This window comes from Pelorhabdus sp. sgz311001, from assembly GCF_055901755.1.
Genome location: NZ_JBVXUT010000007.1, coordinates 207,404 through 228,392 on the forward strand (window position 1 = coordinate 207,404; position 20,989 = coordinate 228,392).

Here is a 20,989-nt window from a genome sequence, read left to right on the forward strand (position 1 = left end):
TAAGCCCATTCAAAAAAGGAAATTTTCTTATTATATTATCTGATGGTTTAAAAATATCTTAAAAATATAATTTCACTTAAGAAACCTAGTTAAAAAATACGATATTATATTAAGCCATTGACCAAAGGCTTCATTTAGAGAAAGGTGAGACTATGAAATATACAGGAAGAATTCTCGGCCTAACATTTACAATACTTTTCATTATTGCCGTAAGAATCTACGCTTATTTTTATCTGAACTATCCTTTGACAGCGTTGCCGCTGCCAGGTCTCATCGCGCTCACTTTCGCCTATTGGGCTGGAAAGAAATACGATCAAGTGAAATTTTATTCAGAAAGAGATTCTCTAACGGGTCTTTATAATCGGCGCATGATTGATAAACTTTCAGCAACAACTTTTGCCCGTTCGCATAAGCGTCGGGAACAAGTTGGGCTAATCCTTTTCGATTGTAATAATTTCAAAATAATTAATGATACATATGGGCATAATAAAGGTGATCTAGTCTTACAAGCCTTTGCCCAACTCCTGGTAAAGGAAACACGAAAGAATGACGTTGTAGCTCGCTGGGGCGGCGATGAATTTCTCGTCATTGTTACTAACGTAGATGAACAGCAAATGAAAGCGATACTGCAACGCATCGAACTTAAGACGTACGAGCTATCCAAAGAATTTGAATTTCCCATTTCCGTCGCTAGCGGCTTCTCACTTCATGTAAAAGAATCGGAAGATCTTGATACCTTACTGGCTGAAGCCGATCATATGATGTATCGCCAAAAACGTACAACTTGCTATTCTATTGCTACCTAAGGCAAAAAGAATTTCTAAATAAAAGACAAAAACGGTTAGAACCTGTTACTTGGTTCTAACCGTTTCCTCGTTTCATTAAAAATAACTATCTGCAATAATTTGCTGCTGCAAATCATAAATTTGGCGAGAATTGCTAAACAAATCCGCTGTAACACCACCATCAATCTTATGATGATCGACCATACCTGTCATGATTTTTTCTACTTCCTGTAGCGTCAAATTCTTTCGATAAGGACGCGTTTCGGTAAGAGCTGTAAATACATCAGCCACAGCAACAATACGGGCCCCCAAGGATAACGCTTTTTCGGGAATCCGAAAGGGATAGCCAACACCATCTAATGTTTCATGATGATAGGCGGCCCATTCAGCGATCGTTTCAAATCCTTCAATTTGCTCTAAAACCCGATATGTATAATAAGTATGCTGCTTGATCATGTGAAATTCGGCGCCGCTAAGATGCCCGGGCTTTTCTAAAACAGAACTGGGAATAGATAGTTTACCTAGATCATGTAACAAACCAGCAATCCGCATCATTTTAACTTCATCATCACAAAAGCCCCTACCTTCCGCTAAAAAGGCCGAGATCGACGCTACGCTCCGCGAATGAGCTCCTGTAAAACGACTCGTTCTATCAATAATTGTGGCAAAAATCTCAGCAATATCAATCATATCACAAAGAGAAAAGTTCACTTTCCCATAATCATAAATCTGACTAAAGAAATTTTGATAGTAATGAGGATTCATTAAATCAAGCCAGAAGCTCTCTTGACTAGCGAAATCATGCAATGCCTTGACTAACTCAGGATCAAAAGCTGTGCCGCTCCTTTTGCGAATATTTGTAAGAATATCAGCACGTTGCGAAAAAACAAATTCATTATCGTGAAGTTGTATTTCTACGCGATCGGCCAAATGAATAATCCGACTATGCAACGGTATTTTATCACCAGCAAGCCCCGAAGGACTAGACCCGTCCCAAAAATCATGATGATGCCGAATCGCTTCAGCTAAATAGCCAAGTTGCGTAGAATTTTTTAAAAGGTCATAGCCCATCTGGGCATGTTTGTACAAAAAATCGGCGCCTACGATCCGCAATTGACTTTTTTCCTGCCAATTGGATGCCGCACCAATATCATGAAGCAAGGTAGCATAAATCAAGTTATGACGTTCAAAATCTTCCATCCCAATGGCTTCGGCAATACGACTCGCAATCATCGCAGTACGCCAATGGTGACGAGAAAGACCGCCGGAAGAAAGCTCTAAAGCCATGGATAAGGCACGTAATAAATTAATCGGATTTACAGTTGAATACATAAAACCCTCCCCCAAAAATCTTGCCAAGCCGTTCAATATAAAGAAAGCCATGCGCTTTTCTGCTACGCATGACTAGTTTATAATGTCTACATAAATAAATGGAGCGGGCGACGAGAATCGAACTCGCCTAGCTAGCTTGGGAAGCTAGAACTTTACCACTAAGCTACGCCCGCAAAAATCACTCAACAAGTAATATTATACTCTAACTGAACCTTAAAGGCAACTAAGGATTACTTTCCTGCTGGCATTTTTTCACCATCAACAATTCATTGCCTTGACGATTATAGCGAACAAGATCCATCCATGCCGTAATAATCGCTAAACCACGGCCGCTTTCTTCATACAGAAAGCGCTCAAAAATCGTCCCCTGTTCTTCGCGGAGTATTTCAATCATATGATTGCCTGCAAATCCAGGCCCATCATCTTTCACACGCAAAATCAGATTTTCACCAATTTTATTCAACCGAATGCGGACGACCGTTCCGTGTCTAAGTGCATTTGACACAGCCTCGCCTAAAGCAATAATGACTTTTCCTTGGAAAATTCCAGCACTTTTGGCTAACAAATTCTCAATTTGCGGTCTAAAGCGCTGACGATCTTCTTGTCGCCGATAGTAGTACACCGCAGGAAAAGGTTTCATATTCGCTTTTGTATAGGAACCCACTTTGGAAGAAAAACCTTGCCTTGTTTTCTCTGTACTGCTCATTTTTTTTATTTGAACAATCATGCATTTCAAATTCCAGGGTTTCATCTAATGCCCCCTTTATGAGCTTTTCCAACACCACACCTTAGAGAAAAAAACTATCTTACGTTCTTCGACAAAAATATGTTTTTTTCCTTTAGCCAAAATAAAAAAACGTCCTGTACACCAAAGGTGTATAGAACGTAGTATTGTTAAACATGGTGCCGCAAGACAGAATCGAACTGTCGACACGAGGATTTTCAGTCCTCTGCTCTACCGACTGAGCTATCGCGGCAAATGGCGACCCGGATGGGACTTGAACCCACGACCTCCGCCGTGACAGGGCGGCATTCTAACCAACTAAACTACCGGGCCTTATCTAGCAGTCTTAGGAAAGAAAATTTATGGTGGGGGATAACGGGATCGAACCGCTGACATCTTGCTTGTAAGGCAAGCGCTCTCCCAGCTGAGCTAATCCCCCGTATATGGTGACCCGTAGGGGATTCGAACCCCTGAAGCCGCCGTGAAAGGGCGGTGTCTTAACCGCTTGACCAACGGGCCATAATGTGGTGATCCACCCGCGACTCGAACGCGGGACACCCTGATTAAAAGTCAGGTGCTCTACCGACTGAGCTAGTGGATCGTGTCTCACAAGATATTATTATACAGATCGATTATACTTCTGTCAACACTTTTTTCATAACTTTTTTATAGATCTTTTATGAACTGAGGCAAAGGTCGCATCGCCTGATAAAATAGGTAACTTAACTTATATAATCCATCGGAAAATTTCGCCTCAAAATACAGCAAGAGGCCTTTTACAGGCCTCTTGCCAGTTATCTAGTATTCGTGTCCGCGTCTAAGCTGTTAACAGCTTAGAATGGTTGTTTTAAAACCATGGTTTGCTCCCGATCTGGACCGACCGACACAATTCCCAAGGGAATCTCAGCAACTTCACTCAGACGTTCTAAATACTTACGGGCATTTTCCGGCAAATCTTCATATTTACGAATATGACAGGTTGAAGTTTTCCAGCCAGGGAATTCTTCATAAACTGGTTCTACGGCGCCTAAAACTTTTAAACTGGCTGGGAACTCACCAATCATTTCCCCATTATATTTATAACCCACGCACAATTTTACGCTATCAAGATCATCAAGAATATCAAGACGCGTGATCGCCATAGCATCAATACCGCTTAAATGTCCAGCATAGCGGACTACGCAAGCGTCAAGCCAGCCGCAACGGCGAGGACGACCTGTTACCGTACCATATTCATGGCCCGTTTCACGAATTTTATTGCCAACTTCATCGTGAAGTTCAGTCGGGAAAGGACCTTCACCAACACGAGTGCTGTAAGCTTTTACTACGCCAATGATCTGTTGGATTTTGCTAGGACCGATACCAGAACCGACACTGGCGCCACCAGCGATCGGATTAGAAGAAGTTACGTAAGGATACGTGCCATGATCTAGATCAAGCATCGTCGCCTGAGCGCCTTCGAATAGAATTTTTTGGTCAGCTTTTACTGCTTTGCTTAAAGCATAAGACGTATCAGCCACGTAAGGACGTAAGAAATCAGCATACTCCAAGTATTCCTTAAGAACCGTTTCATAATCGAAGCCTTCGACCTCGTAAACACATTTCAAAAGCTTATTCTTAGTTTCGATATTCAGTTTCAATTTAGCGCTAAATTCTTCTTCATCCATTAAATCAACAATTCGGATACCAATTCGCGCCATTTTATCCATATAGCAAGGACCAATCCCTCGCTTCGTCGTACCAATCTTAAAAGCGCCACGCGCTTCTTCTTCTACTTCATCAAGTAAGCGATGGTAAGGTAAAATAACATGGGCCCGATTCGAGATTTTCAAACCTTGTGTTGTAATCCCTTTGGCTTCCATGTTCTTGATTTCAGTAATCAGCGCTGCTGGATCAATAACAACACCATTTCCTAAAAGACAAGTTTTCCCTTTGTATAAAATTCCCGAAGGTAATAACTGCAATTTATGGGCTACGCCATGGGCTACAACGGTATGCCCCGCATTGTTGCCCCCTTGTGAACGAACTACTACATCGGCTTGTTCTGCCAAATAATCTACTATCTTGCCTTTGCCTTCATCGCCCCATTGTGTACCGATAACTACTACTGTTGACATCACATTACCCTCTTTCTCCCGGCCAAATCTAGCCATAATTGTGTCGACATGCCGCAAACAGTACCCACGTGAACCTCGGCATCGACATCTTCAGTTTTTGTGCAGACCAAAAATCGCCCTACGCTATTTAAGCAGGTGCGAAAATCACAACAATATATTTTATGCTGTCTTTAGGTAAATAGAACACAAAAATGTATGCGCGTTCGATCCCTTGAATATCATATCATTAACCCTTTTCCCTGTCAATCAAAAATCGAATATTCATAACCATTAAGATTATATCGTTCGTACTTTTTATAAAGGAAATAACGTTTGGGTTTTCTCAACAGACAAAAACGCTTTTTTAAAAGTTTATATATAACATATTTGGAATTTTCGGGGTTGAAATCGCCAAAATGTGTCTACGCAACAAAACAATAAGCGAAGCCTGTGGCTTCGCTTATCCTGGCATTTTCGCCAAATCGGAAAACTTGGTAAACTGCTTGTGGAAAAACAGAGGCACTGTATCTACAGGGCCATTTCTATGTTTTGCCACAATAATTTCCGTAATATTTTTTCGTTCTGTATCAGGATCATAGTAGTCTTCCCGATATAGAAAAGCAACAATATCAGCATCTTGCTCCAAAGAACCAGATTCGCGCAAATCGCTGAGCATCGGCTTTTTTACCTGACGCGATTCTACGCCGCGGCTGAGCTGCGATAAGGCAACCACAGGCACATGAAGTTCTCTGGCTAATGCCTTTAAGGATCGGGATATCTCCGAGATTTCCTGTTGTCGGTTTTCACTGCGACTAGAACCGCTGCTACCCTGCATAAGCTGCAAATAGTCAATGATGATGAGCTTTAAGTCATGCTCTACCTTGAGACGCCTTGCTTTCGAGCGCATTTCAAGTACAGTAATCCCCGCCGTATCATCAATAAAGATCGGCGCGCTAGAGAGCCTGTCTGAGGCTCGCACTAGTTTCGTCCAATCATTTTGTTCTAGTTCACCGATTTTCAGCCGTTGCGCATCAATCGGCGCTTCCGCGCAGAGCATTCTCTGTACGAGCTGCTCCTTCGACATTTCTAAAGAAAAAAAGGCGACAGCTTTCTTTTCACGAATCGCTACATGCTGCGCAATATTAAGTACAAATGCCGTTTTCCCCATACTAGGGCGCGCCGCAATCAAAACAAGGTCGGAAGGCTGCAATCCCGAGGTTAAGCGGTCAAGATCTTTAAATCCTGTAGGCAATCCGGTAATCCCGCCCTTAGAAGCATAGAGCTGTTCAATCTTGTTGAAGGCATCCATAACAATCGTACTAATGGGTGTAAAATCAGAACCCATTTTACGGCCTGATACTTCAAGAATTTTCTTTTCCGCTTGATCAAGAATCTGACCCGCTTCTTCGCTGCCTTCGTAACCCATGCTGGCAATATCAGTTGCCGCATTAATCAACGAACGCAGCAGTGACTTTTCTTCAATAATGCGAGCATGATATAGTACATTCGCCGCTGTCGGTACACTGTTGGCCAGAAAGGTAATATAAGAAATACCGCCAACACTTTCGAGCTTATCGACACGACGCAAGCTTTCCGTAATCGTTATCAAGTCGACGGCGTCATTTTTATTAAAGAGGTCAAGCACCGTATCATAAATGACACGGTGCGCCTCCCGGTAGAAATCTTCGGGCCGCAAAAACTCGGCTACCTTGGAAATTGCCTCTTTTTCGATGAGCATGGCTCCCAGAACGGACTGCTCCGCCTCGACATTCTGGGGTGGTACGCGATCAATCACAATACATTCCTCCCGATTTGCCCTTAGGCGCTAGCTTCGTTGCAGGGAACAAACAGAATATCAAGAGCTTGTTCGACTGTATCGACAGCATGAATAGTAAGATCAAGATGGTCGGGAGAAATATCCTTTTGATTTTCCTGCGGAATCACGAGAGTTGTCATTCCGGCCTGTTTGGCGCCATAGGCTTTTTCAAAAACGCCGCCCACAGCCTTGACCTGTCCTTGAATGCTGATTTCGCCAGTTACAGCGACATCCTGACGAACTTTTCGTCCGGTAATCGCTGAAATAATCGCGCAAAGTATGGCTGTTCCAGCTGACGGCCCATCAATATTGCCGCCGCCAATCACATTGACATGAATGTCATAATTGCTGACATCCTCGCCAGTAATTTTTCGAACAACAGCGCTGGCGTTAAACACCGAGTCTTTCGCCATGCTGCCAGCCGTATCATTAAACCGAATACTACCCTTGCCTTTTTCACTAGCCGGAAAAGCTACTGCTTCGATCTCAATAACCGAGCCGAGATACCCGGCCACACCAAGACCGAATACACGACCTACAGCTGCGACAGAAGAAGCTTTTTGATTGACATAGGGGCTGAGACGGCTTACCTGCGTGACCTTATACAGATCATCTGCCGTAATGATCAGCTTCTCGTCGCTGTCACCGCGCTGATAGAGCGCGAGACTGTACGCATCAGAAAGCAGATTGACTGCCTTACGGCCTTCTATCGTATACTCACTGATAATCCGAGGCACATCAGGTTCAATCTCTACTTCCAGACGTTTCGCTGCATTATAAACAATCTCTTCGATATTCATCGGTGTAAGCGGTTCAAAATAGATTTCAGCGCAGCGTGATCGAATAGCTGGACTGATATCAAAAGCGTCACGAGTCGTTGCACCGATTAAGATAAAGTCGGCAGGAGCGCCTTCTTCAAAGAGCTTCTTGACATATTTGGGCACACCAGCGTCACTGGGATCGTAGTAAGCCGAATCAAAATGAACTCGTTTATCTTCCAAGACTTTTAAGAGTTTATTTTGCAACATTGAATCCATCTCGCCGATTTCATCAATGAATAAAATCCCGCCATGAGCTTCTGTAACCATGCCTGGTTTCGGCTCCGGCACGCCGCTTTCCGCTAAATCGCGCTTCGCCCCCTGATAAATCGGGTCATGAACCGAACCAAGCAACGGATTCGTCATATCGCGCGGATCCCAGCGCAGCGTCGTGCCATCAGCTTCTACGAAAGGAGCTTCCGGTTTAAAGGGGGTTACTTTCGATTTTTTCGCTTCTTCCAGTACGAGACGAGCTGCTGTCGTTTTGCCAACGCCGGGCGGTCCGTACAGAATTAAATGCTGCGGATAGGGCGAAGCCAGTTTAGACCGTAGCGACTCGATAGCCCGTTCCTGACCGACAATCTCAGCCAAGGAAGCAGGCCGAACCAGCTCCATAAGGGATTTTGTCAGTTTGATTTGCTCTAGCTTTTCGAGCTCGGCATATTTTTTCAGGGTCTGAGGGTTCTCCACATTGTTTTCTTCTTTTAAAACCTGCATTTTTATTTCTTTTACATATTCTTGATGGCGTTCATCCATCTTATCAGCAATCTTTTTCTCAATTCGCTCCTCCACAACGCGGCGCGCCATGAGGTCAGCTAACTCTTCCTCAATTTCTTCTAAAATTGCGGGAATCTCAGCTGCCGTAGGAGTCTTTTCCACGGTGGGGTCTTCAAAAACGAGCTTTTGCAGCGCCAAAACCCGTTCACGGATATCGTCGCTATTCATAAGAGTCAGTGCATCCAGTTTACCAGCGCGAAGCACAAGGCGATCTGTACCGATAATCCCGGAATAAAGCTGGTACAAGGAAGCAACCTGCCGTTTTAATTGCTCATCGGCATCTAATTTATCAGAAAAGGGCATTTTTTGAACCAGCTTATTAAAAAAATTTTTCATACTAAATCCTTTCTCCTATGAGTTATCCCAGCTAAAAAGCTTATTCTTTTGCGGTAACTTTCATTTCAATTTGGCTGGTCACTTCCGGATGCACTTTAATTACGACCGGATAGGTTCCCAAGCTTTTTACAGCTTCTTTTAACTCAATTTTACGTTTATCAATCTCAATCTGATACTGTTCTTTTAGCGCGTCAGCTACATCTTGCGCCGTAATCGAACCAAATAATTTACCATTGGAACCAAGTTTAGCGGCAATAGTAACGCTCACTTTCGTTAATTGCGACGCCATAACCTTAGCTTCGTCAAGCTGCTGCTGTGCGCGGCGTTCTTCCGAAGCTTTCTTCTGCGTTGCCGTATTCACATTCGTCGCAGTAGCCACAACAGCAAGTTGTTTCGGCAAGAGGAAGTTTCTAGCGTATCCTTCGGAAACCTCTATAATATCGCCTTTTTTACCGAGTTTTTTAACTTCTGCTTGTAGAATTACTTTCATTTACTTCACTCTCCTCTAAATATTGATTCACAATGGTCAAGAGCTTATTTTTCAGCTCCTTCACTGTGATACCTTTGACCTTCACACCGGCAACCATCTGGTGACCGCCACCGCCCAGCGATTCCATGACAAGCTGTACATTAATCTTGCCTTCAGAACGAGCGCTGATACCGATAGAATCACCAGCAGGGACTAGTACAAAGCTAGCATTGACACTTTCAATGCCAAGGAGCAAATCAGCAGCCTGTGCAGCTACGACTTGCGCATCTTTTATATTCTCCGGACACACAGCAATGACAATCCCGCCGGGATAAATTTCTGTGTTATTTAATATAGCAGCCCGGGAACGAATGGTTTCAAAGTCCATACGGAACAAGTGGCGTACAATTGAAGGATCCGCGCCAGACCGACGCAGATAAGAAGCCGCTTCAAAAGTTCTTACACCTGTTTGCACGGTAAAATGTTTCGTATCAACAATAATCCCCGCATAAAGGCCTGACGCCTCTAACCGGGTCAAATCTACATTATCATCAAAATACATGAGAAGCTCAGTAACCAGCTCACTTGTCGACGAAGAAGACGGCTCTAAATAGACAAGCAAGGGATTTTGCACAAAAGATTCGCTACGCCGGTGGTGATCAATAACAATCGTTTTACCCACTTCTTTAAGCAAATCTGGCGCCGCTGTCATTTCCGGCCTGTGCGTATCTACCACAAACAGCAAGGTATGATCTACCACTAACGCATTGGCTTGTTCCGGCGTAATTAACAGATCTTCATATTCGGGATAATCCGGCAGCAAATCTAATAATTTATTTACGGCCATACAAGCAGGACTCACAATAATATGAACCGGTTTTTTCAGTACGCGAGCCATTTTGGCTACGCCTAACGCAGCCCCAAGGGAGTCAAAGTCCTCGGCCACATGGCCCATGACTAGTACAAGTTCGGCATCACCAATGGTTTCCCGAATCGCCTGAGCAACCATGCGCGCCTTCACCCGCGTATTTTTTTCAATCGCTTTCGTTTTACCGCCGTAAAACTGCACTTTACTATCAATACGAACAGCCGCCTGATCGCCACCTCGCCCTAAAGCAAGATCCAAACAAGCCTGAGCGCGTTCATCGAGCTCCGACAGCGATTCTTCGCCTGATGCAACGCCAATACTCAGCGTAAGCGGAATTTTATTGCCGCCTTGAATGGATCGGATCTGATCTAAAATTTCAAAACGATCCTGCAAAAGTTTTTCTAAAGCGTGGTGATTAAAGACACCCACATAGGTATCTTCGGCATATTTTTTTAAAGATCCCTTGAGGCCAGAAACCCACTCAACAAGTCTTTGATGGACTTGGCCTAAAATTGCCGTTTTCTGCGTTTCATTGAGTCCTTTTAAGACATCATCATAATTATCAATTTGTATATAAGTAAAAACAGGCATCAACGCCTCGACCTTAAGCCTGAGCGTCTCTTTTTCCGTAATGTCAGTGACATAAAACAGTCGAAGGGTATTTTCATCACCGCTAGTGACACGATATAGAACCTGATAATGACTAGACTTTGCCGAAAAGGTGAAAGAACCGGCTAACTCCTTTAGGCTATCCAAGGGCAGATCTGGCCAAAAATCAAAAATATTGAGTCCTGACCGACCTTGCCCCTTCGTCCATTCTGTTAATACCTGATTGCACCAATGAATATGCCCGTCTTTATCAACAAGGGCAATCGCCACAGGCAGCCCCTGCAATGCATACAGACAAGCTTCATCTACATGAGTTGTAATCGATTCCATATAAGCAGTCAAAGCCCGCTGCCGCTCTAAATGACGCTCCCGACCATACAAGTAGAGTGCATAGAGCAGGACTGCACCAAGCACAGCTGCATATTGGTTGTAAAACAGGATCACTGCTAGGAGCAGTGCGGCCACGGAAAGATAAATTCTCGTATCAAACCAAAAGGAAGGGCCTTGCGACATTTCCAAAACCTCCCGTTTACTTCAGGCGCGGGGAGCGCAAATGGCGATAATCAATAGCCATATCAAACGCTCCAGCAAGAATGACTATCTGCGTAAAGAATCCATTTGTCAGAATCAAAACAAGTATAATCCCTCGCACGAACCTTGACAAATTGTATTTTGCGGCAAGAAAGTAAAATAGCGCCAAACCTTGCACTAACAGCAGTACACTGCCAACCACCTGAACATTCGTGCCAATCATCGTAACTAGTTCATTTTCATTGGCCCTGCCTAATAGCAGCATTCCTAGCCCCACTAAGAAAAGGACTAAAATGGAGCGTGGCAGACACCACGATGGAAAGGGCGGCAGACCCATATAAACATAACCGAGTTTCTTTAAAACCTTTTTAGCTAGCCAGTAATTTAAAAGTGTATCCATCACTGACGCCATGATCAACCCAGCCGGCAAAATCACTTTTACTAAGTTGACTACGACCGTCATCGTCTCAGTCATCTTCTGTAAATCAGCTTCATTATATCCCATATTTTGATAAAAACTCATGGTTTGGAAAATAGCCGTGTCAAAAGCTTCCATCTGCATATGAAGCGGATTGACACCAGTCATCAGCGCCGTAATAGCTAGAACTGCCAGTTTACAAATCAGCGAAGCAGCGGAACCAACCATGAGGGTTTTCGCCGGACTGTAACGACTGCGAAAGGCATGGCCTAACGCAATCCCGATGAGGCCAAAACCGACAACAACAGATAGAGCTTGTAGGGGATGAATCAACAGGGCAATAAGCAGCCCAGCCACTAAAGTGGCCATAATACTATATTGATAGCCGTGCCGTACGCCAAGCAAAATAATCGGTACTGGCCAGATAAAACCAATTAAAATACCGAATACCGGTAAATAGGCGCTGATAAAAGCAAAAATAATTGCCAGAGCGGACAAAATGCCGCTCTCAACAACCGGCGTTGTGGAGCGAAACTTCATGAATTCACCTCTTCTGTCGTAAATAGCGTTCCAATTGGCTATAATCACCGAATTGCCGCTCTAACTCACTAGATTGTCTACCTAAATTTTTAACTTTCTGAAGCATAGCTTCTTCTAAAACAGAAAAATCAATTCCCATACGGCGGGCCAAAATATAGACAGTAACAGCCAACGAAGCGAGAGCTTCTAAGAGCAGATTTTCACTTCGTTCGGCAGCAGCGGATAAAACCTGTCCGACGCCTACGGCCAACTGCGCTTTCAGCCAATCCATTAATTTGATTTTCTTTAATAAATCCGGTTCCTGATGAAGCACCCTGAGGCCTCCTTCAGCGGTCTTTCCTGCAAAGCCGCCTTTTACAGCATATGTATGTGTATCATTCGGAGGAAAGAAGGCTCATTCCTGCTTTTTTGATTCCAAACTATCATAGCGCTAAAAATAGATTTTTGCAAGAAATAATCTTTGTTAAAAAAAACAGACAGAATCCTTGCGGCAGCGGCCGTAAAGTCCTGTCTGAATCATATTATTTCCGGGAAATTACCGAATAAAAGTGAGTACTTCTGCAACAGCTTTACGCGGCGGTGACGATAATTTATCAGATGCCGGATGGCCCAGTGGCGCCATCGCAATAAGGTCATAGCCACTTTTTTCAAAACCAATATATTTTGAAATGGCTTCCGCTGCGTAAGTAGGCCCTGTCATCCAGCATGTTCCCAAACCTTCACTGGCTGCGGCCAACAGCAAATTTTCCATAGCAGCGGCCACATTTTGAATGCCTGGATTCGGTTTATAATAACGATGCAATTCTTCTTTCGCCATAACCTTGGCTTCTGCCAGCATCGTACCGACTGTTTCATAGGGTCCGGCATAAGCAAGAATCAAAACAGGCGCCCCTTTAAATACGGTATGATAGGCGACAGTACCTTTAAAAGCTTTAATTTTCGCTTCATCAGTTAAAAAGCCAGCCAAACGACTGTTTTCTGCTTCCACCAGGCGAGCAATCTCTTGGATTTTCTTCGGATCTGTCACTGCAACAAAGTGCCAGTTCTGCTTATTCTTGCCTGACGGCGCCGCAGTTGCCGCCTGCACCAGCTTTTCAATTAAGGCTTCGCTGACAGGCTCTTCGGTAAACTGACGAACACTATGACGGCGATAAATAAAATCATAATCCATGGGCAAATCCCTCCCTAAAATAAACTCTTTCTTTATTGTCCCATAGGGAGCTAGCGCTGTCAACGCCGCCGCAAACTGCCAGTACTAATTCTACTTTAGGAAAAAAACAAGAGAAGAAGTTTCGTCAGCCACATGCCAATAGCTGCATCAATAAACGCGGTTGCTAGGAGCAGCGGCTGCCATTTACGGTTCGTATTCGATACAAGCACAACGCGAACAAAATTCCCCACAAGGGTTCCCATAATAATGCAGGCTGGAAAAAGAATGGTTGCTTCAGCGGCTGTAATAACACCATTGGCGTATAGTGTAGCTGCCGCCGCACAACCTGCAGCCTTGGCAAAAAACGCGGCCGTAAGCACAACGATCGCTTCACCAGGTAACCCAAACAGCGCCATAACCGGACCAAGCAGTTTACCGACAATCGGCATAATGCCTGTTAGATTAAGAAATAAAATGAGTACATAAGCAAATACCATGGCCGGTGCAATCATTTCCACACCGACATAAAAACCTTTTTTCGCGCCTTTTACAAATTCTTCAATTAAACTTGGTTTTAAACTAAGAAGAGCATCTTCGGTCGGTTTCACTTCAGCCATGACTTTCCAATCCTTTCACCGCTTTTTTCTCATGCCAGTTCAGATAAAAACGTACTATATTTGTGCCAATAATTTTTGAAATAAACATAACTAATAGCAAAACACCAATGGGCAATACACTAATGGGCAGAAGCGGCCCGCCAGTACCAAAGGTATTCACAATAAAAGCCGATCCAGCAAATTGATAGGAAGCAAAAACGGTTCTTTCTTTATCGCTAATCAAGCCATCTTCCACTAGCCCTTTCGTCATAACCGCGCCTACATCGGTACTCGTAAAGGAGCTAACAAAAGCCAGACCGCTTACGCCAGGAATCCCTAAAAGTGGCTTTAATAACGGTTGAAACAAACGCTCCGCCGCCCGCAAAGCGCCAAGCGATTCAGCAACTTGAATCGAGCCGAGGGCAAACATAACTGTAGGAATCAGCGTCAAGGCAAACATAAAACCGTCTTTGGCCCCAAGACCGCCTTTCCCCGTAAAAATAATACCTTTAGCAACTTCGCCAAACTGGCCAGTAAGTACCATAAAATCAAGAGCCTTCCAGGGAGCTGGCGCACTCGTAAATATACCTGACAATGAAATTACGAGAATGGCCAAGGAAAGCCAACCCTTCCAGGTAACTTTCAAGACTTGTTCATTTTGCTCTGTCAATGAAAACCTCTCCTTATATATAGTTTGTTATATAGTTGCGGGGAGCTTTACGCTCCCCGTCCCCTTCAAATTCAATCAAGCTCCAGTACGCAAGCCGCTAAAAGCTTCGCCCGTTCAAATAAGCTTTCTACTAGCGCATACTCTTCCGGGCTATGATTGCGTTCGCCTTTTACGCCCATAGCACAGACAGTTGGTACTCCCGCCATAACCGTATAAGCCGAATCGGCCCCGCCGCCCACGGCTTTTTCATAAGGCTTGCCAAAACCATTTTCTTCATAAACCTTGGCTACAAGAGCAAACAGTTCTTTCACGCCTGCCGTTGTTTCCATGGCTTCAATACCAGGACGGCGTGTTACCGTCGTTGTCGTTCCTTCAATATAAGTCTTTGCTGCCACGCTGCGAATCGACTCTTCCATCTTTACAATGGCTTCCGGTTTTTTATAGCGAATATCTACGACAATCTGAGCATGTTCCGGTACAGCGTTGGCAACAGAACCGCCGCTGATTACGCCGACATTCACTGTCGTCCCTTCCTCCCAGTCCGTAAGTGCTTGAATTGCAATCGCTTTATGAGCCAATTCAATAATGGCATTGCGGCCATTTTCCGGATCATTGCCAGCATGAGCAGCCACGCCTTTTACAGCTACAATAAAGCGAGCCGTGCCTTTGCGGCCAACAACAATGCCGTCATCAATAAACCCAGTTTCACAGTTAAAAGCCGCTGCCGCTCCTTTAGCTTCAGCCATCATACGCTGTGCTGCCGTCGAATGTTCATGTCCTACTTCTTCGTCGCCAGCTAAGAGCACTTTTAGCGGCCGTTTATCATAGCCTGCTGCTTTTAAAGCTTTTAAAGCATATAAAAAAGCTACAATGCCGCCTTTCATATCAAGAACGCCAGGGCCATAAGCTTTGCCGTCTTTAATGCAAAAAGGACGCTGCGCTACAGTACCTGTTTTAAAAACCGTATCCATATGTCCCATAAAAATTACACTAGGAGCCTCTGTTGTTGCATCAACATGGCTTACTAACAGATTGCCAGCCTGTTCAAACTCAACAAATTCTGTTTTTGCACCAACATCATCTAAGACTTGTCCAATGCGTTTCGCCACAGCGTCTACGCCCGCTTTGTGCAGCGAACCGCTCTCCATGGTAACAAGTTCCTGCCATAAACTGATCATTTCGTCACGATGCCCGTCGATATACGAAAAGGCGGCTGTTTTTTGCTGATTCATACAAATTCCTCCTTTGGTAAAAACGCATAGTGCTATAAAAAAACCGTCTAATTCGCCAAACAGAACGGGATTAAACGGCTTTTTTGTTTTTATGAACACACTATTTGTTTATTTTAGGCCTCATTTAGGCTATGTCCTTAATTGGAATTATAGTATACCTGTAACAAATCTGTCAAGTTAAAGACTATAACTCAAAAATATACGTCAACTCTCCGGCTCCAAAATCAATCGATATAATTTCCGCGGTCTTCCTTTCAAACTGGGATTTTCTTCACCCACGGCCTCGGCATAACCGTTGCTTTCTAAGGCAAAAAGAATACGTCTAGCACTGCGCGGCATAATTTTGAGTTGACTAGCTAGCTCTTGAGCGCTAATCTCGCTGCGAGGATAACGTCGCTTTACAGCAAGTAGTTTCTCGAGCGTAGCCATACTGAGCGATGTTTTGTCGCTAATGGTCTGCAGCGCGGCAGAGTGATAGGAATAGCTGAGCTGCTCTGCTTGCCCCAAGGGGCCCATAATGCGTTTATCGTCAAAATAAACCATCCAGGCGCCTTGCCCCTGCTGCTTAGCAGCCACTAAGGCTTTTGCCCCGTGAAATTCGGCTTCATAGGCCGATAGGCCAATCCCAATGCCGCAATGAGCCTGCTCTAATCCCTTAACAATCGCTTTTTGTGTAAACCCCTGCGTAGCCAAAGACAACATGCCTCGCGTCGTAAAAATGACATAACGCCCTGCCGTAGAATGCTTCAAAGAGCCTTGGACTTCCTTCGCATAAGCTAACAGCTCCTGTGTTACTTTTAGTTCCCGACGGTAAAGATCATCTGCTGACAGCCACTCCCCCTCGGCATCTGTCACAACGTCACAAGCAAACATCTGTACAGCAATTTGCGCATCTTTCATTCGTTCCATTTCGGCAAGACGCAGCATCGACTGAAGTACTGTCTCTACAGCTGACCGGGCTGGTAAGACGCGATAAAAGGGAACACCGAGTTGCTCTAAGCCCTTTTTCGTATTAAAAGCGCAGGTCACCGCAAGCTTTGTCTTTCCTTCCCGCCACAGACGGTAATGATAATCGACGCCTTCGGCCTCCGTCATGCCCACGACAAAGGGCCGCACATAAGTCGGCTCCTCATCAATCCCCAATTCCGCGAAAACAAGCTTTAAATCTTCATAGAGAATCGAGTCAAAACTAATTTCTTGCATTGTGATCGACTGCTTATAAAAAATCTCACAAAGCGTCCGATAGAGACTAGCGCCTTTATAGGGAAGATGAAAACAAGGTTTAGTCAAACCACCCCAGCTTTGCGCCGTTAAATAAGGAATTCGTCCGGCAAACAGCCACATATCTACATCCTTATCATGCTCTTGCAGTATTGAGACAATTTCAGAAATCTTGGACCAGCGAAAAGACTGGCAAGAAAACTCTTTGTAATCCTTGGCGACTGCTTCAATGACCGGCAGCGAATCCTCTGCTCCCAATAAACCCAGACGAATATGCAATCAAACCGTCCCTTTCCGCTGTATAGCTTTTCTAAGTTACATTTATCGTAGCCGATTTACCAGATCGATGCAAGAATAAGCCGGAAGAACAAAAAAAGACTGCCTTGCTAAGAGACTTTCAAGCCCTTACCAAAACAGCCTTTATTTACTCTATAAAAATTTATACTTTAAAATGAGCGACAGAACTACGCAGATCTTCTGCCATCTTGGCCAAAGCCTGACTCGATGCCGCAATTTCTTCCATTGAAGCGGATTGCTCTTGTGTAGCAGCTGACACATTCTGAGTCTTCTGAACAGTTGTCTGACTAATTTTATCGATTTGCTGCGCCGCGGCAACAATTTGCTGACTGCCGCTGGAAGTCTGTTGGATTGCAGCGGTAATATCCTGTACCTGAAGTGATACTTTCTCAATGAATCCAACAATACTTTGGAACGATGAACCGGCCGCGGCAACAACTTCACTGCCCCGTTTGACTTCTTCCGTACCGCTGTTCATAGCCACTACGGCTTTTTCGGTATCTGTTTGAATCTCATTGATAATTTGAGCAATCTGCTGCGCCGCCTCACCGGATTGCTCAGCTAATTTACGTACCTCCTCAGCCACAACGGCAAAGCCGCGACCGGCTTCGCCCGCCCGAGCCGCTTCAATCGCCGCGTTCAAAGCAAGTAAATTAGTCTGTCCGGCAATCCCCGAAATCGTATCGCTGATTTTGCCGATTTCTTGGGATCGATCCCCCAGCTTACTCACCACTGCAGCCGATTCGGTTACAGCTGTTTCGATATGAGCCATTTGCGTTGTTGCCGCACCGATAGCGCTCTGTCCACCTTCAGCGGCCTTCGCGGTATCGGCAGCAGTAGCAGACACAGTTGAGGCATGGGTAGAAACTTGTTCTATACTTGACGACATATTGCTAATGGCCCTGGTCGCTTCTTCAATACTCGCGGCCTGGCCTTCCGCCCCTGCCGCTACAGCACTGATCGAAGCAGCTACCTGATTGACTGCTTGGGAAGATTGATCGGCACTTGCCGTTAACTCCTCGGAAGAAGCAGCGACCTGTTCCGCCGAATGAATAATTTGCTTAACTAGTTTCTGCAGTCCGGCAACCATGCCATAAAAATGTGCAACCATTCGTTCCAGCTCATCTCGCTGCGAAAGATCTGCTTCGTTTATATTGCGTGCTTGGCTGGCAACCAAAACAAGATTACCCTGAGCCACTTCGCTAATTGCTGCATTCAGGCGAAGAATCGGTTGCGTAAATCGCTTTACGCCATAAATGCAAACAGCGCAGGTAAGCAATAAAATTACAATACTCGTCACTAGGGAGGAAAGCATTAATGGTCTTAATTTAACTGTAACTTCTTTTTCAGGTACATTTAAACCAAGGCTCCATTTTGTCCCCGGAATTGGTGCATAGGCCAGATACTTTTCCTGTCCGCCATAGACATAATCGCCAAGTCCCTTTTCACCTTGCACCATCTTTTCGCTAATTTGTTTTAGTTTTGCCTCAATATCCTGATCAGTTATTGTATTTTGTTTAAGGACTTTATTTTTATCAGAATGAATAATAACAGTACCATCCGTCCTTATGGCGTAAGCATAACCGCTTTGTCCGACTTTAATTTCGCCAAAGCGGGCGATTAAGCTGTCCATGTTTACCGTACCGCCAAAAACGCCCACAATCTGGTTATTTACTCTGATTGGCGCTACAACCGATACGACAATCGATCCGTCAACTTTAGAAATAATCGGGTCAGTAACAACAACCTCGCCTGTAGACATTACTTGTTTGAAATAATCACGATCCGCTATATTCGTCTTATCTCCAGTGGAGTGAACGCCGTTACCAGCGCGATCTACGATCCAAAACCGAGAAAAAATAGGATTGCGCTTGGTTTCTGCCGCTAAATAAGCGATTGTTTCCGGCTGTGGTCCCGCTAACACTAGCGGATTTGTCGACAAAAGCGATACTTCCCGCTTGCGTGAATCAAACCACAGGCCGATTTCCTGGCTATAGCCGTCTACACGGTGAATCAAATCTTCTTTCGCGTCGTCTACCAAAAGGTTTCTAGCCGTATAAAAATTAAGACAACCTAAAACTCCTAGCGATACAAGTAGGGCGAGTACAGCCAAACAAATCACCTTTGCCTGCAGGCTGCTGCGAATCCGTCCTATAAAATCCAATTTTCTTCTCCTCCTAATACCTACATTGAATTTGCGTAAAGAAATTCGAGAGTACTTGAAAAGAAAATAAGGATTTATTACAAAGCGCCAATTTTGCGATAAAAAAAAAGACTTATCAAAGTCTCCTATAGTGCTAGTGCAACCTGGCAGTCATCAGTACTCCTTGCGAAATACCCTTAGACCCATGGCTTTGCGTCCTTATTTTTCAATAAGTTTGCCTATAGAAATTGTATTAGCCCGAGTTCGTTTACACTCTTTATAGCATAACGAAGGAACTATTCCTTGTCAAGCATTGGAAAGCCGCCGGATTGCTCCGGCGGCTGGTCTGCTCTAAGCAAAAAAGCGCATAATAAACATGGCAATAGCCGCATTAATAATACTTGCCAACATGAGTAGCGGCCAAAATTTTTTTGGAACATCGGCTACACCGAGCAATCTTCCCATATACTGCAATTGTGATCCAATCAAGAAAATCGCTGGAAGCAAAATTGTCGCATGCGTTCCATTTAGCGTCCCTTGATTGATTAGATTGACTGCTACCCCCACCGAAGCTGATGAAGAAAGCCAAGCTGTCATAAGTACTGTAGCCGCCTCACCAGGCAAACCGAATAGAGACATAACCGGTCCAAAGAGCTTACCGATAAAGGCCATGATCCCCAAAATACGTAGGATTTCAGCAATCACATAGGCCATTAATACATTTGGCATTAAATTATTAATAGCGATATTCCAGCCCTTGCGGGCGCCAATGACGAATATATCAAGAGGATTATTAGAAATTTTTGGGTTCTGGCTGCTCATCAGTAAAATCCCCCTTATAGACTGTATTCAAGACAAACCGGACAAACACTGCGCCGACAAATTTTAGTAGAAACATTAAAATTAACGGAATAATAACAGGAACCGTTAAAAAAGCGAACAAGGCTGAACCAATCGAAAAAAGGTTATTAATTAACCCGGCGCCAGAATATTGCCAAGCTCCCATTACAATAAGATCTTTTTCCGTAATCTGACCATTATCATAGAGTTCCTTCGTAAGCGCCGCGCCGGCATCAGTGCTTTGCAAATCGGTAATCATGGCTAGTCCCGTAAGTCCGGGAATTCCTAGCAGCGGTTTTAAAAACGGTGTAAGCAACTTATGAGCCGCTCGAATCGCACCGTAGTGGGAAAAAATTTCTAAACAGCCAAGCGCTAACATAACGGTAGGTACAAGGGACAAAGCAAATAAAAATCCGGCTTTAGCACTCGCTCCGCCGATGCCGATAAAATTCGCCTTAGCAGGATCTTTCATCGTACCAAACTGGCCGCTTAAGGACGTATAGTCAAAGGCGCTGAGCCATTTAAAACCTTCCACTTTCATAAATAGCCCGGAAAAAAACAAAATTGCCGCAATCAGTGCAATATAAGCTCCTATTCCGACTTTCCATTTCTGCGGCGAAGAAGTATTCTTTTCTTCCTCCATCTCATCCACTCCCTTAATAATATTGTGATAGATCCACCTCTATATAGATTGTAGGGGAAACAAAAGTAGCAAATTATT

The 20,989-nt window shown here is 44.3% G+C and carries 18 protein-coding genes, 6 tRNA genes and 1 riboswitch; of the genes, 1 reads left to right on the forward strand and 23 read right to left on the reverse strand.

Annotated elements, in window-relative coordinates; genetic code table 11:
• Positions 1–152: 152 nt before the first annotated feature.
• Entirely contained in the window at positions 153–806 is a 654-nt protein-coding gene (locus AC0MXB_RS16980; protein ID WP_474040914.1) for a GGDEF domain-containing protein, read from the forward strand.
• Between the two features lie 75 nt (positions 807–881).
• Here the strand turns inward: AC0MXB_RS16980 and AC0MXB_RS16985 are convergent, their stop codons facing one another.
• The 23 genes from AC0MXB_RS16985 to AC0MXB_RS17095 all read right to left on the reverse strand — a co-directional run bounded on the left by AC0MXB_RS16985 (position 882) and on the right by AC0MXB_RS17095 (position 20,911).
• A complete protein-coding gene (locus AC0MXB_RS16985) occupies positions 882–2,117 on the reverse strand; it encodes an HD-GYP domain-containing protein (protein ID WP_474040915.1) in 1,236 nt (411 codons plus the stop codon).
• Between the two features lie 99 nt (positions 2,118–2,216).
• Positions 2,217–2,290: transfer RNA gene (locus tag AC0MXB_RS16990), tRNA-Gly, on the reverse strand.
• A 50-nt stretch (positions 2,291–2,340) separates the two neighbouring features.
• Positions 2,341–2,868 carry an ATP-binding protein gene (locus tag AC0MXB_RS16995; protein ID WP_474040916.1) on the reverse strand — a complete coding sequence of 176 codons (528 nt, stop codon included), beginning with the start codon at positions 2,866–2,868 and terminating at the stop codon, positions 2,341–2,343.
• 150 nt (positions 2,869–3,018) lie between these two features.
• Positions 3,019–3,094 (reverse strand) — tRNA-Phe (locus tag AC0MXB_RS17000).
• Between the two features lie 3 nt (positions 3,095–3,097).
• Positions 3,098–3,174: transfer RNA gene (locus AC0MXB_RS17005), tRNA-Asp, on the reverse strand.
• A gap of 30 nt (positions 3,175–3,204) precedes the next feature.
• Positions 3,205–3,280: transfer RNA gene (locus AC0MXB_RS17010), tRNA-Val, on the reverse strand.
• 5 nt (positions 3,281–3,285) lie between these two features.
• Positions 3,286–3,360 (reverse strand) — tRNA-Glu (locus tag AC0MXB_RS17015).
• A gap of 6 nt (positions 3,361–3,366) precedes the next feature.
• Positions 3,367–3,442 (reverse strand) — tRNA-Lys (locus tag AC0MXB_RS17020).
• Positions 3,443–3,674: 232 nt separating this feature from the next.
• Positions 3,675–4,958, reverse strand: coding sequence for an adenylosuccinate synthase (locus AC0MXB_RS17025; protein ID WP_474040917.1), 1,284 nt, complete (start codon positions 4,956–4,958; stop codon positions 3,675–3,677).
• A 439-nt stretch (positions 4,959–5,397) separates the two neighbouring features.
• Complete coding sequence (dnaB, locus tag AC0MXB_RS17030) at positions 5,398–6,732, reverse strand: replicative DNA helicase (RefSeq protein ID WP_474040918.1); 1,335 nt, start codon at positions 6,730–6,732, stop codon at positions 5,398–5,400.
• 23 nt (positions 6,733–6,755) lie between these two features.
• Complete coding sequence (lonC, locus tag AC0MXB_RS17035; RefSeq protein WP_474040919.1) at positions 6,756–8,684, reverse strand: Lon family ATP-dependent protease; 1,929 nt, start codon at positions 8,682–8,684, stop codon at positions 6,756–6,758.
• A gap of 40 nt (positions 8,685–8,724) precedes the next feature.
• Positions 8,725–9,174: a 50S ribosomal protein L9 gene (gene rplI, locus AC0MXB_RS17040; protein WP_474040920.1), complete on the reverse strand. Its 450-nt coding sequence runs from the start codon at positions 9,172–9,174 to the stop codon at positions 8,725–8,727.
• Positions 9,146–11,143, reverse strand: a complete 1,998-nt coding sequence (locus AC0MXB_RS17045; protein WP_474040921.1) for a DHH family phosphoesterase — start codon at positions 11,141–11,143, stop codon at positions 9,146–9,148. The genes rplI and AC0MXB_RS17045 overlap by 29 nt, the downstream gene beginning before the upstream one ends.
• A gap of 16 nt (positions 11,144–11,159) precedes the next feature.
• A complete protein-coding gene (locus tag AC0MXB_RS17050; RefSeq protein WP_474040922.1) occupies positions 11,160–12,119 on the reverse strand; it encodes a YybS family protein in 960 nt (319 codons plus the stop codon).
• A 4-nt stretch (positions 12,120–12,123) separates the two neighbouring features.
• Entirely contained in the window at positions 12,124–12,432 is a 309-nt protein-coding gene (locus AC0MXB_RS17055) for a MazG-like family protein (protein WP_474040923.1), read from the reverse strand.
• 222 nt (positions 12,433–12,654) lie between these two features.
• The gene (locus tag AC0MXB_RS17060) at positions 12,655–13,290 is read right to left on the reverse strand and encodes a nitroreductase family protein (RefSeq protein WP_474040924.1); all 636 of its coding nucleotides are present in this window, start codon (positions 13,288–13,290) and stop codon (positions 12,655–12,657) included.
• 95 nt (positions 13,291–13,385) lie between these two features.
• Positions 13,386–13,886, reverse strand: coding sequence for a nucleoside recognition domain-containing protein (locus AC0MXB_RS17065; RefSeq protein WP_474040925.1), 501 nt, complete (start codon positions 13,884–13,886; stop codon positions 13,386–13,388).
• The gene (locus AC0MXB_RS17070) at positions 13,879–14,535 is read right to left on the reverse strand and encodes a nucleoside recognition domain-containing protein (protein WP_474040926.1); all 657 of its coding nucleotides are present in this window, start codon (positions 14,533–14,535) and stop codon (positions 13,879–13,881) included. The genes AC0MXB_RS17065 and AC0MXB_RS17070 overlap by 8 nt, the downstream gene beginning before the upstream one ends.
• A 71-nt stretch (positions 14,536–14,606) precedes the next feature.
• Entirely contained in the window at positions 14,607–15,767 is a 1,161-nt protein-coding gene (locus AC0MXB_RS17075; protein ID WP_474040927.1) for a M20 family metallopeptidase, read from the reverse strand.
• 204 nt (positions 15,768–15,971) lie between these two features.
• Positions 15,972–17,267 (reverse strand): hypothetical protein, encoded by a 1,296-nt coding sequence (locus tag AC0MXB_RS17080; RefSeq protein ID WP_474040928.1) that lies wholly within the window; start codon positions 17,265–17,267, stop codon positions 15,972–15,974.
• A gap of 160 nt (positions 17,268–17,427) precedes the next feature.
• Positions 17,428–19,449: a methyl-accepting chemotaxis protein gene (locus tag AC0MXB_RS17085; RefSeq protein WP_474040929.1), complete on the reverse strand. Its 2,022-nt coding sequence runs from the start codon at positions 19,447–19,449 to the stop codon at positions 17,428–17,430.
• Positions 19,450–19,583: 134 nt separating this feature from the next.
• A riboswitch (cyclic di-GMP riboswitch) is annotated at positions 19,584–19,678 on the reverse strand.
• A gap of 101 nt (positions 19,679–19,779) precedes the next feature.
• Entirely contained in the window at positions 19,780–20,250 is a 471-nt protein-coding gene (locus AC0MXB_RS17090; RefSeq protein WP_474040930.1) for a YjiG family protein, read from the reverse strand.
• Positions 20,222–20,911 carry a nucleoside recognition domain-containing protein gene (locus tag AC0MXB_RS17095; protein ID WP_474040931.1) on the reverse strand — a complete coding sequence of 230 codons (690 nt, stop codon included), beginning with the start codon at positions 20,909–20,911 and terminating at the stop codon, positions 20,222–20,224. Before AC0MXB_RS17095 ends, AC0MXB_RS17090 begins: the two co-directional genes overlap by 29 nt.
• Between the last annotated feature and the right edge of the window lie 78 nt (positions 20,912–20,989).

What these genes read in the sequence shown, in the direction of transcription:
- AC0MXB_RS16980 (WP_474040914.1), top strand. Translation starts at nt 153, where the DNA reads ATGAAATATACAGGAAGAATTCTCGGCCTAACATTTACAATACTTTTC.
- AC0MXB_RS16995 (WP_474040916.1), bottom strand. Translation starts at nt 2,868, where the DNA reads ATGAAACCCTGGAATTTGAAATGCATGATTGTTCAAATAAAAAAAATG.
- AC0MXB_RS17065 (WP_474040925.1), bottom strand. Translation starts at nt 13,886, where the DNA reads ATGGCTGAAGTGAAACCGACCGAAGATGCTCTTCTTAGTTTAAAACCA.
- rplI (WP_474040920.1), bottom strand. Translation starts at nt 9,174, where the DNA reads ATGAAAGTAATTCTACAAGCAGAAGTTAAAAAACTCGGTAAAAAAGGC.
- AC0MXB_RS17045 (WP_474040921.1), bottom strand. Translation starts at nt 11,143, where the DNA reads ATGTCGCAAGGCCCTTCCTTTTGGTTTGATACGAGAATTTATCTTTCC.
- AC0MXB_RS17025 (WP_474040917.1), bottom strand. Translation starts at nt 4,958, where the DNA reads ATGTCAACAGTAGTAGTTATCGGTACACAATGGGGCGATGAAGGCAAA.
- AC0MXB_RS17075 (WP_474040927.1), bottom strand. Translation starts at nt 15,767, where the DNA reads ATGAATCAGCAAAAAACAGCCGCCTTTTCGTATATCGACGGGCATCGT.
- AC0MXB_RS17095 (WP_474040931.1), bottom strand. Translation starts at nt 20,911, where the DNA reads ATGGAGGAAGAAAAGAATACTTCTTCGCCGCAGAAATGGAAAGTCGGA.
- AC0MXB_RS17050 (WP_474040922.1), bottom strand. Translation starts at nt 12,119, where the DNA reads ATGAAGTTTCGCTCCACAACGCCGGTTGTTGAGAGCGGCATTTTGTCC.
- AC0MXB_RS17090 (WP_474040930.1), bottom strand. Translation starts at nt 20,250, where the DNA reads ATGAGCAGCCAGAACCCAAAAATTTCTAATAATCCTCTTGATATATTC.
- AC0MXB_RS16985 (WP_474040915.1), bottom strand. Translation starts at nt 2,117, where the DNA reads ATGTATTCAACTGTAAATCCGATTAATTTATTACGTGCCTTATCCATG.
- lonC (WP_474040919.1), bottom strand. Translation starts at nt 8,684, where the DNA reads ATGAAAAATTTTTTTAATAAGCTGGTTCAAAAAATGCCCTTTTCTGAT.
- AC0MXB_RS17060 (WP_474040924.1), bottom strand. Translation starts at nt 13,290, where the DNA reads ATGGATTATGATTTTATTTATCGCCGTCATAGTGTTCGTCAGTTTACC.